Annotated in this window: 15 protein-coding genes and 2 pseudogenes; 3 read left to right on the top strand and 14 right to left on the bottom strand. The window is 31.2% G+C overall.

The genetic code is table 11. The annotated features are described in order from the left end of the window. Positions 1 to 72 precede the first annotated feature (72 nt). The 4 genes from ACZZZT_RS01680 to ACZZZT_RS01665 form a co-directional block, all read right to left on the bottom strand. Positions 73 to 483 carry a GxxExxY protein gene (locus ACZZZT_RS01680; RefSeq protein ID WP_463459222.1) on the bottom strand — a complete coding sequence of 137 codons (411 nt, stop codon included), beginning with the start codon at positions 481 to 483 and terminating at the stop codon, positions 73 to 75. 116 nt (positions 484 to 599) lie between these two features. Next, positions 600 to 1,022 (bottom strand): SufE family protein, encoded by a 423-nt coding sequence (locus ACZZZT_RS01675; RefSeq protein ID WP_042564762.1) that lies wholly within the window; start codon positions 1,020 to 1,022, stop codon positions 600 to 602. A gap of 2 nt (positions 1,023 to 1,024) precedes the next feature. After that, on the bottom strand, positions 1,025 to 1,378 hold the full coding sequence (locus ACZZZT_RS01670; RefSeq protein ID WP_463459221.1) for a hypothetical protein: 354 nt from the start codon (positions 1,376 to 1,378) through the stop codon (positions 1,025 to 1,027). 84 nt (positions 1,379 to 1,462) lie between these two features. Continuing rightward, entirely contained in the window at positions 1,463 to 2,677 is a 1,215-nt protein-coding gene (locus tag ACZZZT_RS01665; RefSeq protein ID WP_463459220.1) for an aminotransferase class V-fold PLP-dependent enzyme, read from the bottom strand. A gap of 220 nt (positions 2,678 to 2,897) precedes the next feature. On the opposite strand from ACZZZT_RS01665, the gene ACZZZT_RS01660 reads away from it, so the two are divergent. Further along, a complete protein-coding gene (locus ACZZZT_RS01660; protein ID WP_463459219.1) occupies positions 2,898 to 4,247 on the top strand; it encodes a serine hydrolase domain-containing protein in 1,350 nt (449 codons plus the stop codon). A gap of 104 nt (positions 4,248 to 4,351) precedes the next feature. On the opposite strand, the gene sufD is transcribed toward ACZZZT_RS01660, so the two are convergent. The 6 genes and pseudogenes from sufD to ACZZZT_RS01630 form a co-directional block, all read right to left on the bottom strand. Then, a complete protein-coding gene (gene sufD, locus ACZZZT_RS01655) occupies positions 4,352 to 5,668 on the bottom strand; it encodes a Fe-S cluster assembly protein SufD (RefSeq protein WP_042564757.1) in 1,317 nt (438 codons plus the stop codon). Between the two features lie 49 nt (positions 5,669 to 5,717). Beyond that, positions 5,718 to 6,107: a four helix bundle protein gene (locus tag ACZZZT_RS01650; protein ID WP_463459218.1), complete on the bottom strand. Its 390-nt coding sequence runs from the start codon at positions 6,105 to 6,107 to the stop codon at positions 5,718 to 5,720. An 83-nt stretch (positions 6,108 to 6,190) separates the two neighbouring features. Next, a pseudogene (gene sufC, locus ACZZZT_RS01645) lies at positions 6,191 to 6,936 on the bottom strand (Fe-S cluster assembly ATPase SufC). Positions 6,937 to 6,949: 13 nt separating this feature from the next. Beyond that, complete coding sequence (locus tag ACZZZT_RS01640; protein WP_042564755.1) at positions 6,950 to 7,438, bottom strand: flavodoxin family protein; 489 nt, start codon at positions 7,436 to 7,438, stop codon at positions 6,950 to 6,952. A 7-nt stretch (positions 7,439 to 7,445) separates the two neighbouring features. Next, positions 7,446 to 8,893: pseudogene (gene sufB, locus ACZZZT_RS01635) on the bottom strand (Fe-S cluster assembly protein SufB). 69 nt (positions 8,894 to 8,962) lie between these two features. Beyond that, positions 8,963 to 9,292: a HesB/IscA family protein gene (locus tag ACZZZT_RS01630; RefSeq protein ID WP_035686721.1), complete on the bottom strand. Its 330-nt coding sequence runs from the start codon at positions 9,290 to 9,292 to the stop codon at positions 8,963 to 8,965. A 368-nt stretch (positions 9,293 to 9,660) separates the two neighbouring features. Here ACZZZT_RS01630 and ACZZZT_RS01625 point away from each other — a divergent pair, with 368 nt between their 5' ends. Beyond that, positions 9,661 to 10,584 carry a hypothetical protein gene (locus ACZZZT_RS01625; protein ID WP_463459217.1) on the top strand — a complete coding sequence of 308 codons (924 nt, stop codon included), beginning with the start codon at positions 9,661 to 9,663 and terminating at the stop codon, positions 10,582 to 10,584. A 226-nt stretch (positions 10,585 to 10,810) separates the two neighbouring features. Then, positions 10,811 to 11,668, top strand: coding sequence for an MBL fold metallo-hydrolase (locus tag ACZZZT_RS01620; RefSeq protein WP_463459216.1), 858 nt, complete (start codon positions 10,811 to 10,813; stop codon positions 11,666 to 11,668). Between the two features lie 75 nt (positions 11,669 to 11,743). Here ACZZZT_RS01620 and ACZZZT_RS01615 read toward each other — a convergent pair whose 3' ends face one another. The 4 genes from ACZZZT_RS01615 to ACZZZT_RS01600 form a co-directional block, all read right to left on the bottom strand. Next, positions 11,744 to 12,433, bottom strand: coding sequence for a glycoside hydrolase family 78 protein (locus tag ACZZZT_RS01615; protein ID WP_463459215.1), 690 nt, complete (start codon positions 12,431 to 12,433; stop codon positions 11,744 to 11,746). Between the two features lie 2 nt (positions 12,434 to 12,435). Further along, a complete protein-coding gene (locus ACZZZT_RS01610) occupies positions 12,436 to 15,417 on the bottom strand; it encodes a T9SS type A sorting domain-containing protein (RefSeq protein WP_463459214.1) in 2,982 nt (993 codons plus the stop codon). Further along, entirely contained in the window at positions 15,398 to 16,120 is a 723-nt protein-coding gene (locus tag ACZZZT_RS01605) for a carbohydrate binding domain-containing protein (RefSeq protein ID WP_463459213.1), read from the bottom strand. The genes ACZZZT_RS01610 and ACZZZT_RS01605 overlap by 20 nt, the downstream gene beginning before the upstream one ends. 238 nt (positions 16,121 to 16,358) lie before the next feature. Then, complete coding sequence (locus tag ACZZZT_RS01600; protein ID WP_463459212.1) at positions 16,359 to 21,821, bottom strand: leucine-rich repeat domain-containing protein; 5,463 nt, start codon at positions 21,819 to 21,821, stop codon at positions 16,359 to 16,361. Positions 21,822 to 21,839 lie beyond the last annotated feature (18 nt).

Raw genomic sequence — 21,839 nt, 5'->3', positions numbered from 1 at the left:
ACCATATAAGTTATATAAGTTCATTTAAAACTAGACGCTTATATTAAAATATAGATGTTTTTATTTTCATTTTTAATCTTCCAGCCAGCGATATAATTCGTTGACATATGTTTTTTGACCTTCGTGATAAATATTTGTTACATTGAAGTTTATCATTAATCCAATTGGGGATTTCAAAAGTTTCATATAAGACATTAGTTTTGCAACATGAATTGGTATGATTTTATCAACTGATTTGAGTTCTAAAACCAAGCAATCGTCAATGAATAAATCACATCTTAAATCTGATTCTAATTCTAATCCTTTGTATTCAATTGGTATTATTAATTCTGATCGAAAATCAATACCTCTCAAAGACAATTCTTTAACCATACATTTATGATAGATACTTTCTAAAAGTCCTGGCCCAATATTTTTATGAACTTCAATCGCTGCTCCATTAACTTGGTATATTAAATCAGTTAAATATTTCTTTGTTATCATTTATTTTTTTGAGCAATAATAACAATTAAAACAAGATAAAACTTACTTTTTTAAAGAATAAATTATAAGCTTCTTTTATATGAACTTATATAACTAATATGGTTTAAAAAAGAAATTTAGTTATTTTTTGCATTAAACGCCAGAGCGTACATTTTGATGTTTTTAATCATCGATACCAAACCATTTGCACGAGTTGCCGATAGATGCTCTTTTAAACCAATTTCATCAATAAAATCAGTATCTGCATTGATTATATCAGCAGCTTTTTGATTAGAGAAAGTGCGAATCAAAATTGCGATAATTCCCTTTGTTAAAATGGCATCACTATCAGCAGTAAAAACAATTTTATCACTGTTTTCTTCGCCGTGTAACCAAACTTTTGACTGACAGCCTTTGATTAAATTCTCGTCGGTTTTATATTTTTCTTCGATTAAAGGAAGACTTTTTCCTAATTCGATGATGTACTCATAACGCTGTACCCAATCATCAAACATCGAAAATTCATCTATTATTTCGTTTTGTATTTCTTTTATTGTCATAACTATTCTTTCGTAAAATCAGTCAGCAAATTAACCAGTTTCTCAATTTCCTTTGGAGGAAAACCATTGTCAAAACCTTTAGTTTCGTATGTTTTCTGATTCTGGGTTATTTTTAAATTTCCAATTGCGGCACCGTCGTAAAAACGTTTTTCAGTTGGTGCTTTTAAATTTGGAATGCTATCTAAATTTATTTTTTCAAATTCGGAAACAATTTTGTTCCATTTTGCAGTATCTATTTTGCTTTCTACAGCTTCTCCACCTCTGGTGTTTGTGATTGAAACAGTTTGATTTTTAACTACTACTGTTTTGTATAACCCTCGAGAAACAGCTGAATATTCTATTTCAGTTGATGTCATATCTGCTTTTTTTGGCTTGAACAACCAGTTCCAATACAAATAACTAAGAGCAATAAAGATATTATTTTCATAAAAATGTTTTTTTTAGCTTAACATGGTTTGTGCTTTCTTAACGGCTTCTACCATTTGGTCAATTTCTTCCTTTGTGTTGTAAAATGAAAACGAAGCACGAATGGTTCCCGGAATACAGAAGAAGCTCATAATAGGCTGTGCACAATGATGACCGGTTCTAACGGCAATTCCTAATTTATCGATAATCGAACCAATATCGTATGGATGAATTCCATCAATATTAAACGAAACTACCGAAGCTTTATTTTTTCCGGTTCCGTAGATTTTCAAACCTTCAATTTCAAGTAAACGTTTTGTAGCGTACTCTAAAAGTTCGTTTTCGTATTGTTGGATATTTTCAAAACCAATATTATTTAGATAATCTACAGCAGTTCCTAAAACAATCCCTCCGGCAATATTTGGAGTTCCGGCTTCAAATTTATGAGGAAGATCGGCGTAAGTTGTTTTCTCGAAAGTCACTTCTTTGATCATTTCACCGCCACCCTGATAAGGAGGCAATTTATTTAACCATTCTTCTTTTCCGTATAAAATTCCGGTTCCGGTTGGACCACACATTTTATGTCCGGAAAAAGCATAAAAATCACAATCTAATTCCTGAACATCAGGTTTTAAATGCGGAACAGCCTGTGCGCCATCAATTAAAACCGCAGCGCCAACTGCATGTGCTTTATCAATAATATATTTGATAGGATTGATGATTCCTAATGCGTTCGAAATATGATTTACCGTAACAATTTTTGTTTTTTCAGAAAGTAAAGCATCAAAAGCTTCGATGATTAATTCTCCGTTTTCATTAATCGGAATCACTTTTAAAATGGCGCCTGTTTTTTCGCATAACATTTGCCATGGCACAATATTACTATGATGCTCCAAAGACGAAACAATAACTTCATCACCCGGTTTTAAAATCGAGGCAAAACCGTTGGCTACTAAATTGATTCCGAATGTTGTTCCCGAAGTAAACAGTACTTCGTGAGCAAATTTTGCATTTATATGGTCTTTCACTTTGCCACGAGAAACCTCGTAAGCGTCAGTAGCTAATTGACTTAAAGTATGAACACCACGGTGAATGTTGGCGTTTATTTCCTGATAATATTTGACTTCGGCATCAATCACAATTTGTGGTTTTTGCGAAGTTGCTCCGTTGTCGAAATATACTAATGGTTTTCCGTTTACTTTTTGTGTAAGAATTGGAAAATCAGCTCTTATTTTTTGAATATCTAGCATGTCTTATTTAGAAAAAATCTATTTACAAAAGTACTAAAACTAAATTGGTTTCTCCATTAAAACTATAATTTCCTTTTATGGTACCATCGATTGCAGGAGTAAATATCAATTATGTAATTTTAATTCTATTTTTTCAATTATATGAAATGTAATTCAAAATTGACTCCTAAAATCGTGACCATAAATTAATTATATTGCATTAAAAATAGTTGCATCATTTATGAAAAAATTTCTAAAATTACTCGTTCTCGTTTTAGTTCTCGCATTTCTGTATTTCGGATTTACAACTTATCCAAAACTGGATTTAATTTCCGGCTTTTCAGCCAAAAGTATTGCTTCGGGGCATTTTATTGATAATCGTTCGAAAGAATTAATCGAAAAAACAGACAATGATATTGACATGATTGATTTGGCAACAAATTCAATTAACGATGCCGGAAAGTTTGCGACTTCTAATGTTTATGGTTTAAAAGAAAGAAAAGCAATTTACAGAGAAGGTCTGGGGGCGACTTTGGTTAATGATGATTACGACATTTCGAAACCTTACTTGCTGCCAAAGCGCACAAAATTAGTTAATAATCTTCCTTTTCCTTATGGGAATAATGAGCCAAAAGATACTACGTTTTCAAATGTAGATTATTCGAAATTAAAGAGCGCTGTAGAAAATGCATTCGACAAAACAGGAGGGAAATCAAAACGTACACGAGCGGTTGTAGTTTTATATAAAGATAAATTGATTGCCGAAAAATACGATACCGGTTTTAATAAAGACAGTAAAATTTTAGGCTGGTCGATGACAAAAAGTATTACGAGTTCGGCTTTTGGAGTGCTTCAAAAACAAGGGAAAATAGACATTTATAAACCGGCACCAATTACAGAATGGCAAAATGACGATCGCAAAATTATCACAATAAACGATTTACTTCACATGAATTCCGGCTTAGAATGGGAAGAAAATTATAGTACGATTTGCGACGCGACAAAAATGCTTTTTCAGGCTGAAGATATGGGAAAAGTGCAATTGGATAAACCAGCGCAGTTTAAACCAAACACACATTGGAATTACTCATCTGGAACAACTAATTTATTATCCAGAATTTTAAGAAATCAGTTTAAAACACAACAAGAATATCTTGATTTTTGGTACAGCGCAGTAATCGATAAAATCGGAATGAACTCGATGATTGTAGAACAAGATATGTCGGGAACTTTTGTAGGTTCGTCTTACGGATGGGCAACACCACGTGACTGGTCAAAATTTGGATTATTATATTTAAGAAAAGGAAACTGGAACGGAGAACAAATCCTAGACGAAAGCTGGGTAAAATATACCGCAACACCAACCAATACTTCTGAAGGAAAATATGGAGCGCAATTTTGGCTAAACGCTGGAGGTAAATTCCCGGATGTTCCGCGTGATATGTTTTATTGCAGTGGTTACCAAGGACAAATGGTGGCGATTATTCCGTCTTTAGATATGGTAATTGTGAGAATGGGAGTTAGAGAAGGTGATAAGAGTTTTGATTTTAATGGGTTTTTGAAAGAAATAATTTCTGCTGTAAAAAAATAAAATTTTACCGCAAAGACGCCAAGTAAAAAGCGCAAAGTTCACAAAGTTTAAAACTAAACTTTGCGAACTTTGCGAAACCTTTGTGTCTTTGCGGTAAAACCTGCCTACAAATCAAATCCTAAATTCACGCCCAATTTCATGGCAATGATTTTAGTAATTCTTTGTTTTAATTCCGGTATTTTAATGCTTTCGATTACTGCATTTGAGAATGCGTACATCAATAAAGCTTTAGCTTCTTTTTTAGGAATTCCACGAGATTGCATGTAGAACATTGCAGTTTCATCAAGCTGACCAACAGTACAACCGTGAGAACATTTTACGTCATCAGCAAAAATTTCCAATTGTGGTTTTGCATTGATAGTTGCTTTGTCACTCAATAAAATGTTGTTGCTTTTTTGGAAAGCATTTGTTTTTTGAGCTTCTTTTTCTACCAAAACTTTTCCGTTGAAAACTCCTGTAGAACGATCAGAAAATATTCCTTTATAATCCTGGAAACTTTCGCAATTTGGCGTTGCGTGGTTTACCAAAGTATAATGATCAACGTGCTGTTTGTCGTTTAAGATAGAAATTCCGTTAAGCGTACTTGTCAATCTTTCACCAAAATGGTAGAAGTTTAAGTTGTTACGCGTAAGATTTCCTCCAAATGAAAAAGTATGTACATAAGCGTGACTTTCTTGTTGTTGAGAAACATAAGTGTTGTCAACTAAATTAGCTTCGCTATTATCGTTTTGAATTTTGTAATAGTCAACAATCGCGCGTTTTTGAGCAAAAATCTCTGTAACCGAATTGGTTAAAACTGGATTTTCGTTTAAACTCTGATGACGCTCGATAATTTGAACATGTGAATTTTCACCCACAATAACCAAATTTCTTGGCTGAACCATTAACGCAGCTTCATTTCCTGTTGAGAAATACATAATCTCAATTGGTTTATCTGCTACTTTCTTTTGTGGAATATTGATAAAAGCTCCTTCAGATGCAAAAGCAGTATTTAACGAAGTCAAGCTGTCATCTTTGCTTGCAATTTGGTTGAAGTACGTATCAATAACCATTTTATATTTTGGTTTGGTCAATGCCGATGACATCAAACAAACATCGATTCCGTCATGTGTTGTAGAAGACAAATGCGAACTGAAAACACCATCAATAAACACTAATTTATAAGTGTCGATTTCGTGTAAAAAGTATTTTTTTACCTGATTAAATTCAATTGCATTTTCCTGCTTAGGAAAAACCGTAAAGTCATTTTTTAAAATGGCGTTTAGCGATGTATATTTCCAAGCTTCTTCTTTTTTGGTTGGGAAACCTTTATTTTCGAAGTTTTTTAAGGCATTTGTGCGTATGTCATGCAAATCTGAATGTACATCGACACGCTCTTCAAAAGCCATAAAAGACGATACTAATTTTTCTTTTAAATCCATTTTCTTAGTTGTTTCCTTCGGAGTTTCAGGTTTCAAGTTTCAGGTTGATCTACTGGAACTTATTTCCTTTGAACTCTTTTTTATTGAGATAAGTGATAAAGTTTTTTATTTTTCCACTTAAGTTTTCATAATCTGTTTTTAAAACTTCAAATTTTTGTTCTGAAATATATTCAAAATCAAAAACTCTATAAAGTTGAGATCTTGTTTCTCCAGCCGAACCTTTTGCGATTGATAAAAATTGTCGAAATTCTAAATTTCCATCTCTTTCAAAACCTTCAGCAATATTATCCATTACTGAACCTGAAGAAGCTTTTATTTGATTTTTAAATCTGAAATCTGATTTTAACTCTGTTTCAACTGCAATGTGGTGAATTTCTTTTGATAATCTTCGAGCTTCTTTCCAGATTTCTAAATCTTCAAATCTATTAATTGTTGCCATAGCCTCTGTTTTTTATTTAAGTTTAAACTGACAAAAGTAGTCTAAACTTGAAACTAAAAAAACCTGAAACCTGAAACAAAAATTTAGTTTTCTGCTTTAATCCAGTCGTATCCTTTTTCTTCCAGTTCGTAGGCCAATTCTTTTCCACCAGATTTTACGATTCTTCCGTTGTACAAAACGTGAACGAAATCCGGAACGATATAATCTAACAAACGTTGGTAGTGCGTGATTACGATAATTGCGTTTTTCTCGCTTTTCAATTTGTTAACTCCGTTAGCCACAATTCTCAAAGCATCGATATCAAGACCAGAGTCGGTTTCGTCTAGGATTGCCAATTTTGGTTCTAACATTGCCATTTGAAAAATTTCGTTTCTTTTTTCTCTCCTCCCGAAAAACCTTCGTTTAAAGAACGAGATAAAAATTTACGATCGATTTCTAATAATTCAGATTTCTCACGAATAACTTTTAGCATTTCGTTAGCGGGCATTTCTTCCTGACCGTTTGCTTTACGAGTTTCGTTGATGGCTGTTTTCATGAAGTTTGTAACGCTAACTCCAGGAATTTCTACAGGATATTGAAACGAAAGGAAAACTCCTTTGTGTGCTCTTTCTTCAGGAGCAAGATCAGCAAGATCTTCTCCGTCAAGGAAAACTTGTCCATCTGTAACTTCGTAGTTTTCGTTTCCGGCAATTACAGCCGAAAGTGTACTTTTTCCAGAACCGTTTGGCCCCATGATGGCGTGTACCTCGCCAGCTTTAACTTCTATATTAATTCCTTTTAGGATTTCTTTATCACCAATTGAGGCGTGAAGGTTTTGTATTGATAACATTGTTTTTTTTATTTTATATAAATGTCAATTCTATTTTTGTTGTTTGGTTTAAGATATTAGCATTAAAATGCGCATGTCCTAAATATTCCATGCCTAAATAATCGGCTGATTTTTTGAACGGAATGTAAAAGCTTTCTTCGATTTCATCGTCGTGCGAATTTGAGATCACGCCAATTTTCTTTCCTCTAAGCTTTCGTCCGGTTTCTTTTTCAATTCGAATTAAATCCGAAAAACGATCAAAGAAAACCTTCATAATTCCACTCATATTATACCAATATATTGGCGTTGCAAAAATTAAAGTGTCATAATTTTCGATGATACCTTTTATTAAAGGAAAAAAATCATCTTCTCTGTTTTTGCTTTCGTAATCGTAATAGGAAATATTAAAATCACTCAAATTAATTACTTCTATTCCGTGTTCTTTAGAAATTTCGTCTACAATTTTTGTTGTATTTCCGTTTTTTCTTGATGAACCTAAAATGATGACTGTTTTATTTCCCATCTTGCAATTATCCAACAGATCCTTCTAAAGAAATCTCTAATAATTTTTGAGCTTCAACAGCAAATTCCATTGGTAATTTGTTCAATACATCTTTACTGAAACCGTTTACAATTAAGGCAATCGCTTTTTCAGTCGGGATACCTCTTTGGTTGCAGTAAAACACCTGATCTTCTCCAATTTTACTTGTAGTTGCTTCGTGCTCGATTTTTGCCGATGGATTTTTACTTTCGATATAAGGGAAAGTATGCGCTCCACAATTGTTCCCCATTAAAAGAGAATCACATTGCGAAAAGTTTCTTGCATTCTCAGCTCTTGGGCTAATCTGCACTAATCCACGGTAACTGTTTTGTGATTTACCAGCCGAGATACCTTTAGAAATAATGGTCGATTTAGTGTTTTTTCCTAAATGGATCATTTTTGTTCCTGTATCGGCTTGTTGGTAATTATTGGTAACGGCAATTGAATAAAATTCTCCTACCGAATTATCTCCTTTAAGTATACAAGAAGGATATTTCCATGTTACAGCAGAACCTGTTTCTACTTGTGTCCATGAAATTTTAGCGTTTGTTTCGCATAAACCTCTTTTGGTTACGAAGTTATAAACACCACCTTTTCCTTCTTTGTTTCCTGGGAACCAGTTTTGAACGGTAGAATATTTAATTTCTGCATCATCCAAAGCGATTAATTCAACTACAGCAGCGTGCAATTGGTTTTCGTCACGACTTGGAGCGGTACAACCTTCAAGGTAAGAAACGTAACTTCCTGCATCTGCAATAACAAGAGTTCTTTCGAATTGTCCTGTTCCTGCCTGATTGATTCTGAAATAAGTTGAAAGTTCCATCGGGCAGCGAACGCCTTTTGGAATATAACAGAAACTTCCGTCAGAGAAAACTGCTGAGTTTAATGCTGCGTAGAAGTTGTCTTTTTGAGGTACAACGGTTCCTAAATATTTACGAACCAATTCCGGATGTTCTTTTATTGCTTCAGAAATTGGACAGAAAATAATTCCTTTTTCTCCCAAAGTTTTCTTGAAAGTAGTTGCCACAGAAACAGAATCGACAACAATATCCATAGCGACATTGTTCATCATTTTTTGTTCATCGACAGAGATACCTAACTTTTTGTACATTTCTAAAAGCTCAGGATCTACATCGTCTAATGTTTTTGAAGGATCTACTTGTTTTGGTGCAGAATAATATGAAATTGCCTGAAAGTCAGGTTTTTCATAATGAACATTTGCCCATTCCGGTTCGATCATTTCTTTCCAGGCACGAAAAGCCTCGATGCGCCAGTCGGTCATCCATTGCGGCTCTTCTTTTTAAGAGAAATAGCTCTTACGATATCTTCGTTTAAACCAATAGGAAAAGTCTCAGACTCAATATTGGTATAAAATCCGTATTCGTATTCTTTGGTTTCGAGTTCGATTTTTAAATCGTCTTCAGTATATTTTGACATTTTTTAGTTTTTTAAAACGCTTTAAAAAGAAATTCAAATCGTTTAAATTTGTGCTTAGATTCTTTTAATTTATAGTGAAAAAGATTCACCGCAACCACAAGTTCTGCTTGCATTTGGGTTATTAAATACAAATCCTTTTCCGTTTAACCCTCCTGAAAACTCCAGAATTGTTCCGGCTAAATATAGAAATGATTTTTTTTCAACTGCAATTGTTATGTCGTTGTCTACAAATATTTTATCGTCGTCGCCTTTCGTTTTATCAAATTTTAAATCATATGACAAACCAGAGCATCCACCGCTTTTCACACCTACGCGTACGTAATCGTGAGCGGCATCAAAACCATCATCACTCATCAAGTCGATGATTTTCTTTTTGGCTGTATCAGAAACTTTTATCATTGTTTATGGTATTTGTTTTTCCTTCATTTTAATTTGCATTTAAAAATGGTAATAATTTATTACATTTTAAAGTGCTGTATTTCAATGTTGAAATTAAATTATCTGCAAAGATACGACTTAAAAACCTTTTTCCATAACGCTTCACATTATTATAACAAATGTTAAAATAGATAATAGTTATTTTGTGAAATCAATTTGTTCTCAAGGTATATTTTTATTTGTTTTTTAAAAATTGTAAAAAAAAGAAAAAAATGATGTTTTTGTAAGATTTACTTATCAATTATTCTGATCAAATGTTAAAAATGGGTATTTATACGCATTGCAGGTTGTTAATTATAGGATATTTTTGCAGAAAATTGTGAGTAATTATGAAAAAACAGAATAAAAACAATTGGTTTAAAGTTCTTTTGGCAATCTTCTTAGTTTTTGGACTAGGGTCTACGCTTTTTATTTTAAGTAAAGAATCATATGAAATTGTTGAGAAACCTATAAAAAGAAGAAGTGATGAAGCCCTAAGATTGAGCCTTGAAGCACTTGCGCAAAAGAATATTTTAGATTCTTTAAATACTTTAAAATTAGCCTACGATGTAGCGATTCTAGAAAAAACAGCTTTATCTCAGGAATTGGAGCTGGAAAAAATAAAGGTAGAAAACTTAATCGAAATTCTAAAAATTTCCAGGAATCCATCTACTTTACAAATAGAGGTTTATCGTAAGCAATTGTCAGATTTAAAAACTTCATTAGAATCTAAGATTGTAGAAATTTCAAATCTAAAATCTCAAAATAAAAATTTATTAACCGAAATCGAGAGTCAGAATGTTGTAATGTACAAGCAAAAAGCTGAAAATGATACTTTAATTTCTAAACAAAGAAAGTTAGAATCAATTTTAAAAGATGCTTCAAAGTTATCTCTAAATGGATTTAAGGTGGTAGCTCTTCGTGAAAAAAAATCTGGAAAAGAGCTTGAAACAGACAAAGCTAAAAATACTGATAAACTTAAAGTAAGTTTTTCTGTTAACGGAAATTCTGCTGCCAAAACAGGAAAAAGGGTTTTTTATGTTCAGGTTTTAGATCAGAAAAACAAAGTTCTGGGCGAAAATAAATTGGTTGAATTTGATAATGATAAAGCACTTGTTTACAGTTTTATTGTAGCGGTAGATTTTCAGGGAAAACCTGCAAATGTTTATGGAGTTTTAAATTCTTATGATTATGATTTTCAAAAAGGAACTTATTTTGTCAACTTCTTCGATAAACAAGAAATTATGGGAAGTTCTTCGATTACGCTTGAATAACTGATTTTGGGCCACAGATTAAACAGATTTTACTGATTTACACAGATTCTTTTTAATTAACCAAGCTTTATAAGCCTTTCTGAGAATAAAAAAACACAGTGAAAATCAGCAGAACCCGTAAAAATCTGTGGGTAATTTTATATATGCCTGAGAATATTATGATTGAATGCTTAGCATAAGGAGATTGGATTTCCTAGTTTTGTTTTTCAATTAGAAATATACTCTTATGAAACTTTACCCGATAGAATCCGGAAATTTTAAATTAGATGGTGGTGCTATGTTTGGTGTTGTACCAAAAACAATTTGGAACAAAACCAATCCTGCCGATGCCAATAACTTAATTGATATTGCAGCGAGATGCTTGCTTATTGAAGACGAAAATCGCCTGATTTTGATTGATACCGGAATGGGAGACAAACAATCTGAAAAGTTTTTTGGATATTACTCGCTTTGGGGTTCGCATTCTATAGATAAATCGTTGGCAAAATATGGTTTTCATCGGGATGATATTACGGATGTTTTTATGACACATTTGCATTTTGATCATTGTGGGGGAAGTGTTCAATGGAATTCGGATAAAACCGGATATGAACCCGCTTTTAAAAACGCTAAATATTGGAGCAACGAAAATCATTGGGAATGGGCAACAAAACCAAATGCTCGTGAAAAAGCTTCTTTTTTATCAGAGAATATTTTGCCAATGCAGGAAAGTGGACAATTGAATTTTATTGAAAGACCAAATGCTGATTTTGGGTATTCAAAAGAATTAGGATTTGACATTTTTTATGTTGACGGTCATACTGAAAAACAAATGATTCCGCATATAAAATACAAAGACACAACAATAGTTTTTTGTGCCGATTTATTGGCAACAGCCGGTCATATTCCGTTACCGTATGTAATGGGTTATGACACAAGACCTTTATTGACAATGCCTGAGAAATCAAAATTCTTAAATGCTGCTGCAGATCATAATTACTATTTATTTCTGGAACACGATGCACACAATCAGATCATAACGGTGGAACATACCGAAAAAGGTGTTCGTTTAAAAGATGTTTTTACTTGTGAGGATATTTTGTAAAGAAATTTAAAACATAAAAAAAATCCCATTTTCATGAATTTGAAAATGGGATTTTTTAGTTTATAATTGTAATAGTTAGTTGGTTTTAAACTTCCAAACCTGACCGATAGTTTCTCCTCCTTTATTATCTTTTACGACAACTTTCCAGAAGTATTCTTTTGTGGCTTCAAGCGTTACAGCATATGAAGTTGAACTTGTATTCTCGCTTACTTTTGCTGTAGGAGGATTTGTTGTTCCAAAATACACATCATAAGTAAGAACATCTGTAGCGTCTACATCTGTAGCTTTCCATTGTAAAGTGGCAGTTGCTGTAGTTAATGCAATATTTATTGATGGTTCAACCAATTCCGGGGCAAAAGGCAAATGATTAACTACAGCTTCACCAGAAGTATAAAGTTTAAAAGTGGATGAAGAAATGCTTGACAAACCTTTGCTGTCAGTTGCTTTTATTCTCCAGTAATAAGCCGTATTTTTCTCTAATGGAATAGATGTATTATTTGTTGCAACATCAACTGTTTTTACAATTTGAGAAAATGAATTATCTTTCGCAACTTCAATGTGATACGTTATAGCGTCGTTATTAACATCTGTAGAAGCATTCCATTGAAAGTTAACAGTATTGTCTACACATAATTTATTATCTGTTGGAGCAACTAAAGTGGGTACAGTTGGAGCCTCATTTTGAGGAGTTTCAGGGTCATCGCTTCCGCCACCACAAGCTGAAACAAGCAAACTAATGATTGATAGGTATATAAAATTCTTCATTTTTATTTTTTTATAATTTTAATGTATTCCGGAGTTTCTAAATAGATCTTGGCAGCATAAATTCCTGAAGGCTGATTTTCAAGATTTAATTGTGCTTTTCCGTTTTCGACGTTATAGGCTTTAGTAGAAACTAATTGACCTCCAAAATTGTATAACTCTATTTTAACTTCATTTTTGCTCGTTGGAATTTCAACTTCAAACTTTCCAGAAGTTGGGTTTGGATATGCTGATAAAACACTTCCAACTTCCAAAACACTTACTTTTTTAGAAAAAGTACCTTCGCAGGCTTTTGCTGTTGCAACCTCTATTAATCCGCCTTTTTCTAAGTTTACATTAAAGTTTGTATCAGTTGTCTGAAACTGTTCTGAACCATCAACATATACTGTAAAAGGAGCAGTTCCTTCGGTAATTTCTACTTGTACATTTTTAGAAGTTATGGTTGATTTTCCAGCTGCAGAAGTACCTTTATTAATTGTTACATTAAAGTTTTGTTCAAAAAATTCGTTAGGAATAGTAATTGCAATAGTGTAGTTTCCAGGAGTTAAATTGGAATAATTCAAAGCGTTATTGATAAACGCTAATGTTTTTCCGTTAATTTTTGCCTCATAAGCATAAGTTTCTTTGGCAGTGATATTTATTTGTCCATTATTTTCACCAAGACAAGTTTCTGCTTTTGCCTCTACAGTAAAATTATTTGCAGGAACAGTAAGAGGTCCGGCACAATCCTCAGAAAATCTAACAGTAGGATCTGCATAATAAGACCAGTTTGTTTTGGCATATTTAGCGTCAGTAACCTGAATACATTTTAGATCTGGATTGTTTTTGTAATTAGGAACATCAAGATTGATGTAAAGTTCTTTTATGCCATTTTGTAAATTTAAACTGGTAAGCTTGTTATTGTTACAATTTACGTAACGTACCTTTTTGTTTTTTGATATATCAAAAGTAGTTAACTGATTATTGTAAAAATCAACATATTCTAACGCTAAATTATTTACAGTGTTTAAAACTGTAAGCTTATTTTTTGGAACCAGTAAATTAGATAATAAAAGATTTTTTGTTACATCTATTTCAGTAAGTTGATTTTGAAATAAATTAACCTCAGTTAATTTTAAATTTTTAGATAAATCAATAGTAGATAAATTATTATCACCAGCAGATAATTTTTTTAATTCAGGTAAAAACGTAACATCCAATTCATTTAATTGAAGCGATGTACATTCTAATTCCTTAATTTTTAAATTTTTAGAAATGTCAAAGCCAGATATTGTATTTGTACCACAAGAAAGGATTACCAGATTGATATTTTTTGTAACATCCAAACTAGTTAATTTATTACTTGAACAATTTAGATCTATTAAGTTTGTTGATGCAGTTATGTTTATATTAGTTAATAAATTACCACTGCAGTTAAAGTAAACTAAACTTGGTTTATTAGTTGTGTCTAATTCGGTTAATTTATTATTTTCAACATATAACTGCACTAAGTTGTTTTGATTAGTAAGATTAAGACTGGTCAATTCATTGTTACTGCAAGCTAATAAAGCTAATTTGTTGTTTGTAACATCCAGATTTTTTAACTTATTACTTTTACAGCTAATTTGATCTAACTTTTTATTGTTAGATACATTCAATTCTGTCAGGGCATTGCGAGAAACATCTATATAATACAAATCTGTATTATTTGAAATGTCTAATGATGTTAGCATGTTTGAAGAACAGTTCAGGTTATTCAACTTTGTATTTTTGCTCAGATCTAAATTAGTCAGTTTATTACCTTCACAGTATAATTGTGTTAATGCAGTATTTTTAGAAACATCCAGTTTAGTGATTTTTCCACAACCGCCGCCATTGCTTGTAATACAGCCGTTTCTGCATTCTAATACCTCTAATGCAGTAAAGTCTTCTATACCAGTTAAATCAGCAACTAGTGTTGGCTCAACTTTTAATGATTTTACAGCAGCAATTCTTGGAGTTAACACTTTTCCATCAGGTTCACCGGAATCGATACCTAACTCAATCAATCTTTTTTCAAACTCTTTATCAGGAATAAGTGTATATGATGGCGCAGAACACGCTGTTGAGGTATAATTAAAGTATAGATCTTTTTTTGTCCAGTTTTGTGTTGAATAATTTACATCGTCAACTTGTACGCAATACAAATTTGGGTTTCCTATTAAATTTATAGTTGTAATTTTGGTATTGTTACCGTTTTTTAAGTTTATTTCACTTAATGTGGTAGTGTATTGACAAATCACTGTATTTAAATTAGTGTTTTTAGATAAATCCAGTATTTTAATCTGACCCCAGTTGCAATTAAAATAATTTAATTTTAAATTTTTAGAGACATCAATGCTTGTTAGCTTTTTTGTTCCACAAGAAATTGATGTTAAATTGATGTTTTTTGTAACATCTATATTTGCTATTTCTGTATCAGAAAAATCAACACGATCTAATAAAATATTATTAGACAAATCAAGAGTTTTCAATGGATTTATAAAACAGTTTAGCTGAAGTAAATTCAGGTTTTTTGAGACATCAATTGACGTTAATGAATTAGAGTCACAATATAAGGCGTATAGATTTGTATTTTTAGAGACATCTAAAGTAGTTAATTTGTTATTGCTTACGTTTAAAAGACTTAATCCTGTATTTTTACTAACATCAAAAGAAGTTACTTTTGTACCTGAACAAGTGAATGTTGTTAAAGCCTGATGTTTTGAAATATCAATTGTATCGATTAAAGTGTTATCTAATGATAATTTTTGCAGATTAGGGTTGTTAGTTATGTTAATTACAGCTATTTTATTTTCTCCGCAATCTAATGTTGTTAGTTTTTTATTATTAGAAACATCTAAACTGGTCAATTTATTTATGGAACAATTTAAAGATATTAGGTTAGTGTTTTTAGAGACATCTAATGTTTTTAATAAACCATCAGCTTCTGCAGTGGGATAATAATAATTACCTCCAGTTGCAGACAATGTTTCCAGTGGCTGTAAAATCCTGAATTCCTGTTAAATCAGAAACTACTCTGGTATCGACTGTTAATGATTTAACGGTTTGAATTTTCGATGTTAATACTTTTCCATCTATTGCACCACTGTCAATACCTAAAGAGATTAATTTTTTTTCGAATTCAATATCTGGAATCAAAGTATATTGCAAAGGAATATCCGCAACATCTACAACAGAAACATTGTCAATTAAAACTTCAGAATTTGCAGAGCCGTTAGCGTAGATATCTACTTCAATGTTTTCTGAAACAGTTGGGGTATAATCAAATTCAATTTTTCTCCATTCTGTAGAAGAAAAAGTAACATCAGATTTTTTAATTATTTCTTCTTTGAAAGTACTTGGTTTATGGTATAAACTCAAATCAACAGAAGACAAAGCTCCTCTTAAAATCTTATGGTATAAAGTTACACGATAGGTTTTATTTGCCGTAACAGGAAAATATTCGCTGTTAATGTAATTGAAAGTTCCGGTAACAATATTTACATTGACACTTGATGAACCATTTTGAGCTGTTGTGCTCTGAGAAACAAATCCACTAAAATAACGATACCAGTTGTCTGGCTGCGAGGATGAAGACCAAATTTCAAAGTTTCCATTCGGGACTAAATTGGTCTGCGCATAAAAAGAAAAATTTGCTAATAATAGCAACAAGAGTAGTTTTGTTTTCATAGATTACATTTATGGTTTTGGAAATACAAGAATACGAATTACAATTGGGGTTTTATTACGGGATCCCGTATTAAAAAATAAATAATTTTATATCTTTTTGATTGTGCTTAACGTGTTGATTAAAAGATAAATCAGGCTGTAAAATATAGATGAGAAATGTTGGCTTAGAAGATATTAAAGTAAAAAAGTCTCATTTTCAAGTAAATGAAAATGAGACTTTTTAGCTAAAATAATTCAACTATTCTACTATAATTTTTTTAGCAGATGCTGCATCACCATTGATCAGGTATATATAATAAACACCTTTTGGCAAGCCAGATAAATTGATTGTATTATTTGTGTTAATTGAATTTAGACTAAATGTTTTTACTAATTGCCCAAATTCATTATAAACATTCGCTTGCTCTAAAATGATATTGCTAATATTTACTTCTCCATTAGTTGGATTTGGATAAATCGTGGCTTTGGTAAAAACAGTATCATTAACGCCTAATGTTTTACAAGTGTTAGAATAAGTAGTTGTTGATTCTTTAATATTCGACCAATTAGCATTCGAATAAGCTGCATCATCAACCTGAATACAACTAAGAGTTGTAAGACCTAAGAAGGTTGTATATAAACCGGAATCAGATTTTTTTCCAGTATTTGATGGTAAAGCAAAGTTTTTATTATTTCCGTTTTGAATATTTAACGATATTAACGGATTAAAAATAACATGCGCCAGTGTAAGTTTTTTGTTATTAGACAAATCCAATGTCGTCAATTGATTTGATGAAGCGCTTAAATGTATCAATTCCGGATTATTTCTTAAATCCAGCGCTTTTATTTGATTATTATAGCAATAAAGATCTTCTAATTTGCTGTTTTTAGAAACATTTAGTTCAGATATATTATTTAAAGAACATTCCAAAGCTATTAAATTTGGAAGGTTTGAAATATTAATTGTTGTTAAGTTATTACTTCCGCAAAAAAGTATTTCAATAGCAGGATTTGCCGAAACATCAATATTGTTAAGTAAATTTCTGTCTGCAGCTACAATGTGCAGGTTTTTATTTTGAGATAAATCGATAGTTTTAATCTGATTTAAACTAAAAGTTAGATTATATAAGTCTTTATTCGAACTAACGTCTAAACTTGTTAATTGATTATCATGTAGTGACAACTTAGTCAGTAATTTATTTTGACTGACATTAATATTGCTTATTTGATTAAAATTACAGTCTAAATAAGTTAAGGCAGTAAATTTTTCAATTCCTGTTAAGTCTTTAATATTGCTGTTAGACAAATCAAGATAAGTAACTTTGCTAATATTTGAAGTTGCAATTTTTCCGTTTAGTCCGTCTGTATCAATTCCTAATGAAATTAATTTTTGTTCAAAATTACTATCAGGAATTAAGGTATAATTAATGCAGTCTAAGCTATAATTGGCCGTACCGTCTTTAAGGTCTAACCACTTTTGATTAGCATAAGTTTCATCATCAACAATAATACAAGTTAAATTAGAATTCTTTACAAATATAGAATTCAGATTTAAATTTTTATTGTTACCATTTTTTAAATTCAAACTAACCAAATTATTATTGCTGCAATCGATAAAGGTTAATGCTTTATTTTTAGAAAGATCTAAATAAGATATGTAACTTGAATTACAGTCTAATGAAATTAAAGCGGTATTTGCTGTCAGATCTAATTGATTTAAACCATAATTATTGTTAATTATCAGCGACGTCAATTTTGTATTTTTAGAAAGATCAACAGTACTGAATTTATTTGACGAGCAATTCAAAGATTCTAAATTTGTAAAACTCTGAATACCGGTTAAATCAGAAATAAAAGCAGAAGAAACATTTAAGGTTGTCACCGTATTTATACTCGAAGTAAGTACTTTTCCATTTATTCCATCTGTATCAATTCCTAAATCAATTAGTTTTTTCTCGAAATTAACATCAGGAACTAATGTGTAAGCTGCCTGACAAGGAGTTGTGCTGTAAACGGCAATATTATCTTTACTTGTTTTCCAGTTATAATTCGAATACACGGCGTTATCAACAAGAATACAAGTTAACTTTGGGTTTGACGTAAAATTAGTATCATATAAATCGATGTTATTTCCATTTTTTAAATTCAGACTTTCAAGCTGATTGGAATTACAATATAAAGTACCAAGTTTTGTGTTTTTAGTAAAATCAAGATTTTTTAATTGATTGTTATCGCAACGCAAAGCGTTCATATCCGGATTGCTAGAAAGATCCAGATTTGTTAATTGATTATTTCCACAAATTAGTTCGTTTAATAAAATGTTTTTTGAAACATCCAGAGTTGTCAATTTATTTTTTCCACAGTAAAGAGAAGTTAATAACACGTTTTTAGACACATCCAGACTTGTTAGTTTATTGTCTTCACAGTTTAAAAGTTCCAGACTTTTAAAGTCTTGTATACCGGTTAAATCTGAAATAGAACTTGAAATAATAAATAACTGAGTAATTGATGCAATACTTTTGGTCAGTACTTTTCCATTTTTCCCATCAGTATCAATTTCATATTCGATAAGTTTATCTTCAAAATTAGAATCAGGAATCAATGTAAAAGCAGTATCACAAAAAGTATCAGAATAAGTTGCTTCTTTATCTTTTTTCCATGTAACATAATTAGCAGTAGCCACGGCTGCATTATCAACCAAAATACAATTCAGGGTAGGATTGTATCCAAATGAAGCTCTTATTATTTTATTATTGTTTCCGTTTTTTACATTTATAGATTCAAGATTGTTAGTACTGCATTCAAAAATGGTCAAAGCAATATTTTTAGAAGCATCCAGGTTTTTTAATTTATTATCAGTGCAGGATAATTGTTTTAGCTCAAGATTACCCGAAACATCTAAAGTTTCTATTTTGTTCAAATTACAAAGAAACCATGTTAATGTCGTGTTTTTCGAAATATTGAGATTTGTTAATTGATTTGTAGAACAATTTAAATTAACTAAAGCCGTATTCTGAGTAACATCTAAAGCCGCTAATTGATTTTGAGAACAATCTAAATAAGTCAGCATCTTATTTTTTGACACATTTAAACTTGTTAGTTTATTTCTGTCGCAAGATAAAGTCGTTAAAGCTGTATTTGACGAAAAATCAAGATTTGTAAAAGAATTAGAATAACAGGTTAATTTTGTTAAAGCAGTGTTTTTAGAAAGATCCAGATTTGTCAGTTTGTTCGATGGAATGCTCAGTTCTGTTAAATTGGTATTTTTTGACAAATCTATCGTTGTCAGGATATTACCGCCGCAATTTAAAATATTCAAATCTTTAAAACTTTGAATTCCTGTAAGATCAGATATTAAGCTGCTTGCCACATTTAAAGAAGTTACACCCAAAACGCTTGATATGGCAATCTGACCATTTTTACCATCTTTATCAATGCCCAGTTGAATTAATTTATCTTCAAAATAAGAATCCGGAATTAAAACAGAGCAAGTAACTTCATTATAGCTTGCAATACTCTCTTTTGAATCTGCCCAATTTGTGTCAGAATAAGAAGCATTGTCTACTAAAATACAAGCCAGTTTTGGATTGTTTTTGAAATCAGGTTCAATTAGAAGATTGTTTTTTCCGTTTTTCAAATTCAGGTATTCAAGTTTATTTCTGTTACAATTTAAATTGATCAGAGTGGTGTTTTTTGAAAAATCCAATACCGCAAATTGATTGCCTCCACAGTCTAAAGTTGTTAAAACAGTATTCTTAGAAATATCTAATGATTTTAATTGATTCCCATTAAAATTAAAACTAAGCAGTTTTGTGTTTTTAGATACATTAATATTCAAAAACTGATTGCTTGCACAATCGAAATTAATAAGATTCACATTCTGAGAAACATCAATAGAAGTTAAATTATTATTGCTGCAGATTAAATCTGTTAATAAAGTGTTTTTAGAAAGATTTAAAAAAATCAGATCATTTTTATCACAGTCTAAATAAGTCAGATCATAATTTTGAGAAAGATCTAAAATACTTATACTGTTTTCAAAACAGATTAACTTTTTCAAAGAGGTAAAATTTTCAATTCCCTTTAAATCACTAATTGAACTCGAAGATACGTCCAGAGTTGTTATTGTATTAATACTTGCAGTAAGCACCTTCCCGTCGATACTGCCCGAATCAATACCAAGAGCAATTAATTTAGTTTCAAATTTAACATCTGGAATTAAAGTATAAAGATCGCAAGTAGAATGATTAAAATTTGCCGAAGCATCTTTCTTAGCTCCCCAATTTGCATCAGAATATGCTTTGTTATCTACCAGAATACAGCTTAAAGATGGATTTGTTCTTAAATCAATCGTTTTTAAAATAGTATTGTTGTTATTCTTTAAATTCAAATCTGTCAATTTATTATTGGAACAGTTTAAACTTTTTAAAGAAGAATTTAAGCTAAAATCTAATTGCGTTATTTGATTAGAAGCACTCGAAAAATTAACCAATGCTAAATTTTTTGACGTATCAAGTCCAGTCAATTGGTTCGAATCCACTTTTAGATCCGTCAAAGCAATATTATTTTTAATATCCAGATTAGTTAGCCTATTTGAAGACGCATCGATATTAAACAATTTTAGATTTTTAGAAAGATTTAAATTTGTTAGTTGATTAGATGGACAATACAAAACTTGTAAATCAGCAAAATCTTCGATTCCCGTTAAGTCTGCAATAGAACTCGATGCTATATCAAGCGATCCAACTCTTGAAATATTAAATGTCAGTACTTTTCCGTTTTTTCCATCTTTATCAATTCCCTGAGCAATTAATTTATCCTCAAATTTTGAGTCAGGAATTGCCGTATAACCATAACAATTCGTACTAAAAACAGATGTAGCTTCTTTTAAACTTAACCAATAACGATTAGAATATATTGGATCATCTACCTGAACACATGAAAGTCCATAATCTCGTCTTATATCAAAAATAGTAAAATTGATATTATTGCCGTTTTTTAAGTTTAAAGAAGTCAGAGAAGACACATCATTACATTTGAATGAAGTTAATTTTGGGCAATTAGAAATATCGATGCTTTTGATTCGTGAACCTGAACAATCAAAAGTAATTAACTCCTTATTTTTAGAAAGATCTAATGCCGTTAATGTTGGATTCGAGCAGATTAGACTTTTCAATGCTGTATTACTAGTAACATCTAAACTTGTTATTGGACTAAATGAACTGTAAACATCGGTCAACAATACATTTTTAGAAATATCTATACTTGTAATTTTATTAGTACCAAAATAAAAGGTTTTTAAGGCAGTATTGCTAGTGACATCTAAACTAACTAACTCATTTTTTTGAAGATCTAACCAATTCAGGTTAATATTCTTTGAAAGATCAATTGTAGTTAACTTATTAGAGGAAGCTGACAAAGAAGTCAAAGCTGTTAATTTCGTAATATCTAATGTTGTAACGTTATTTTCAGCACAGCTAAGGGTTACTAAACTAACAAAGTCCTGAATACCTGTTAAATCAGTAATAGAACTATTATGTACATCTAAAACTGTTAATTTTGAAATTTTAGACGTAAGTACTTGTCCGTCAGTAACACCAGAATCAATTCCTGAAGAGATTAATTTTTTCTCAAAATTAATATCCGGGATCAGCGTATACTGTGCATAAATTGAAAAATTTGATAAGAATAGAAATAAAATTAAGAGTAAAGTTTTTCTCATATAGTAAAGTTCTGGGTT

This window comes from Flavobacterium sp. AC274 (assembly GCF_979258275.1).
This window is presented reverse-complemented; position numbering and strand designations above follow the sequence as displayed.

Excerpts from the sequence above, each read along its gene's own strand:
- ACZZZT_RS01630 (WP_035686721.1), bottom strand. The coding sequence starts at position 9,292 with ATGATAAAAGTTTCTGATACAGCCAAAAAGAAAATCATCGACTTGATG.
- ACZZZT_RS01625 (WP_463459217.1), top strand. The coding sequence starts at position 9,661 with ATGAAAAAACAGAATAAAAACAATTGGTTTAAAGTTCTTTTGGCAATC.
- ACZZZT_RS01650 (WP_463459218.1), bottom strand. The coding sequence starts at position 6,107 with ATGGCAACAATTAATAGATTTGAAGATTTAGAAATCTGGAAAGAAGCT.
- ACZZZT_RS01620 (WP_463459216.1), top strand. The coding sequence starts at position 10,811 with ATGAAACTTTACCCGATAGAATCCGGAAATTTTAAATTAGATGGTGGT.
- ACZZZT_RS01615 (WP_463459215.1), bottom strand. The coding sequence starts at position 12,433 with ATGAAGAATTTTATATACCTATCAATCATTAGTTTGCTTGTTTCAGCT.
- ACZZZT_RS01680 (WP_463459222.1), bottom strand. The coding sequence starts at position 483 with ATGATAACAAAGAAATATTTAACTGATTTAATATACCAAGTTAATGGA.
- ACZZZT_RS01665 (WP_463459220.1), bottom strand. The coding sequence starts at position 2,677 with ATGCTAGATATTCAAAAAATAAGAGCTGATTTTCCAATTCTTACACAA.
- ACZZZT_RS01640 (WP_042564755.1), bottom strand. The coding sequence starts at position 7,438 with ATGGGAAATAAAACAGTCATCATTTTAGGTTCATCAAGAAAAAACGGA.
- sufD (WP_042564757.1), bottom strand. The coding sequence starts at position 5,668 with ATGGATTTAAAAGAAAAATTAGTATCGTCTTTTATGGCTTTTGAAGAG.
- ACZZZT_RS01600 (WP_463459212.1), bottom strand. The coding sequence starts at position 21,821 with ATGAGAAAAACTTTACTCTTAATTTTATTTCTATTCTTATCAAATTTT.
- ACZZZT_RS01660 (WP_463459219.1), top strand. The coding sequence starts at position 2,898 with ATGAAAAAATTTCTAAAATTACTCGTTCTCGTTTTAGTTCTCGCATTT.
- ACZZZT_RS01670 (WP_463459221.1), bottom strand. The coding sequence starts at position 1,378 with ATGACATCAACTGAAATAGAATATTCAGCTGTTTCTCGAGGGTTATAC.
- ACZZZT_RS01605 (WP_463459213.1), bottom strand. The coding sequence starts at position 16,120 with ATGAAAACAAAACTACTCTTGTTGCTATTATTAGCAAATTTTTCTTTT.
- ACZZZT_RS01675 (WP_042564762.1), bottom strand. The coding sequence starts at position 1,022 with ATGACAATAAAAGAAATACAAAACGAAATAATAGATGAATTTTCGATG.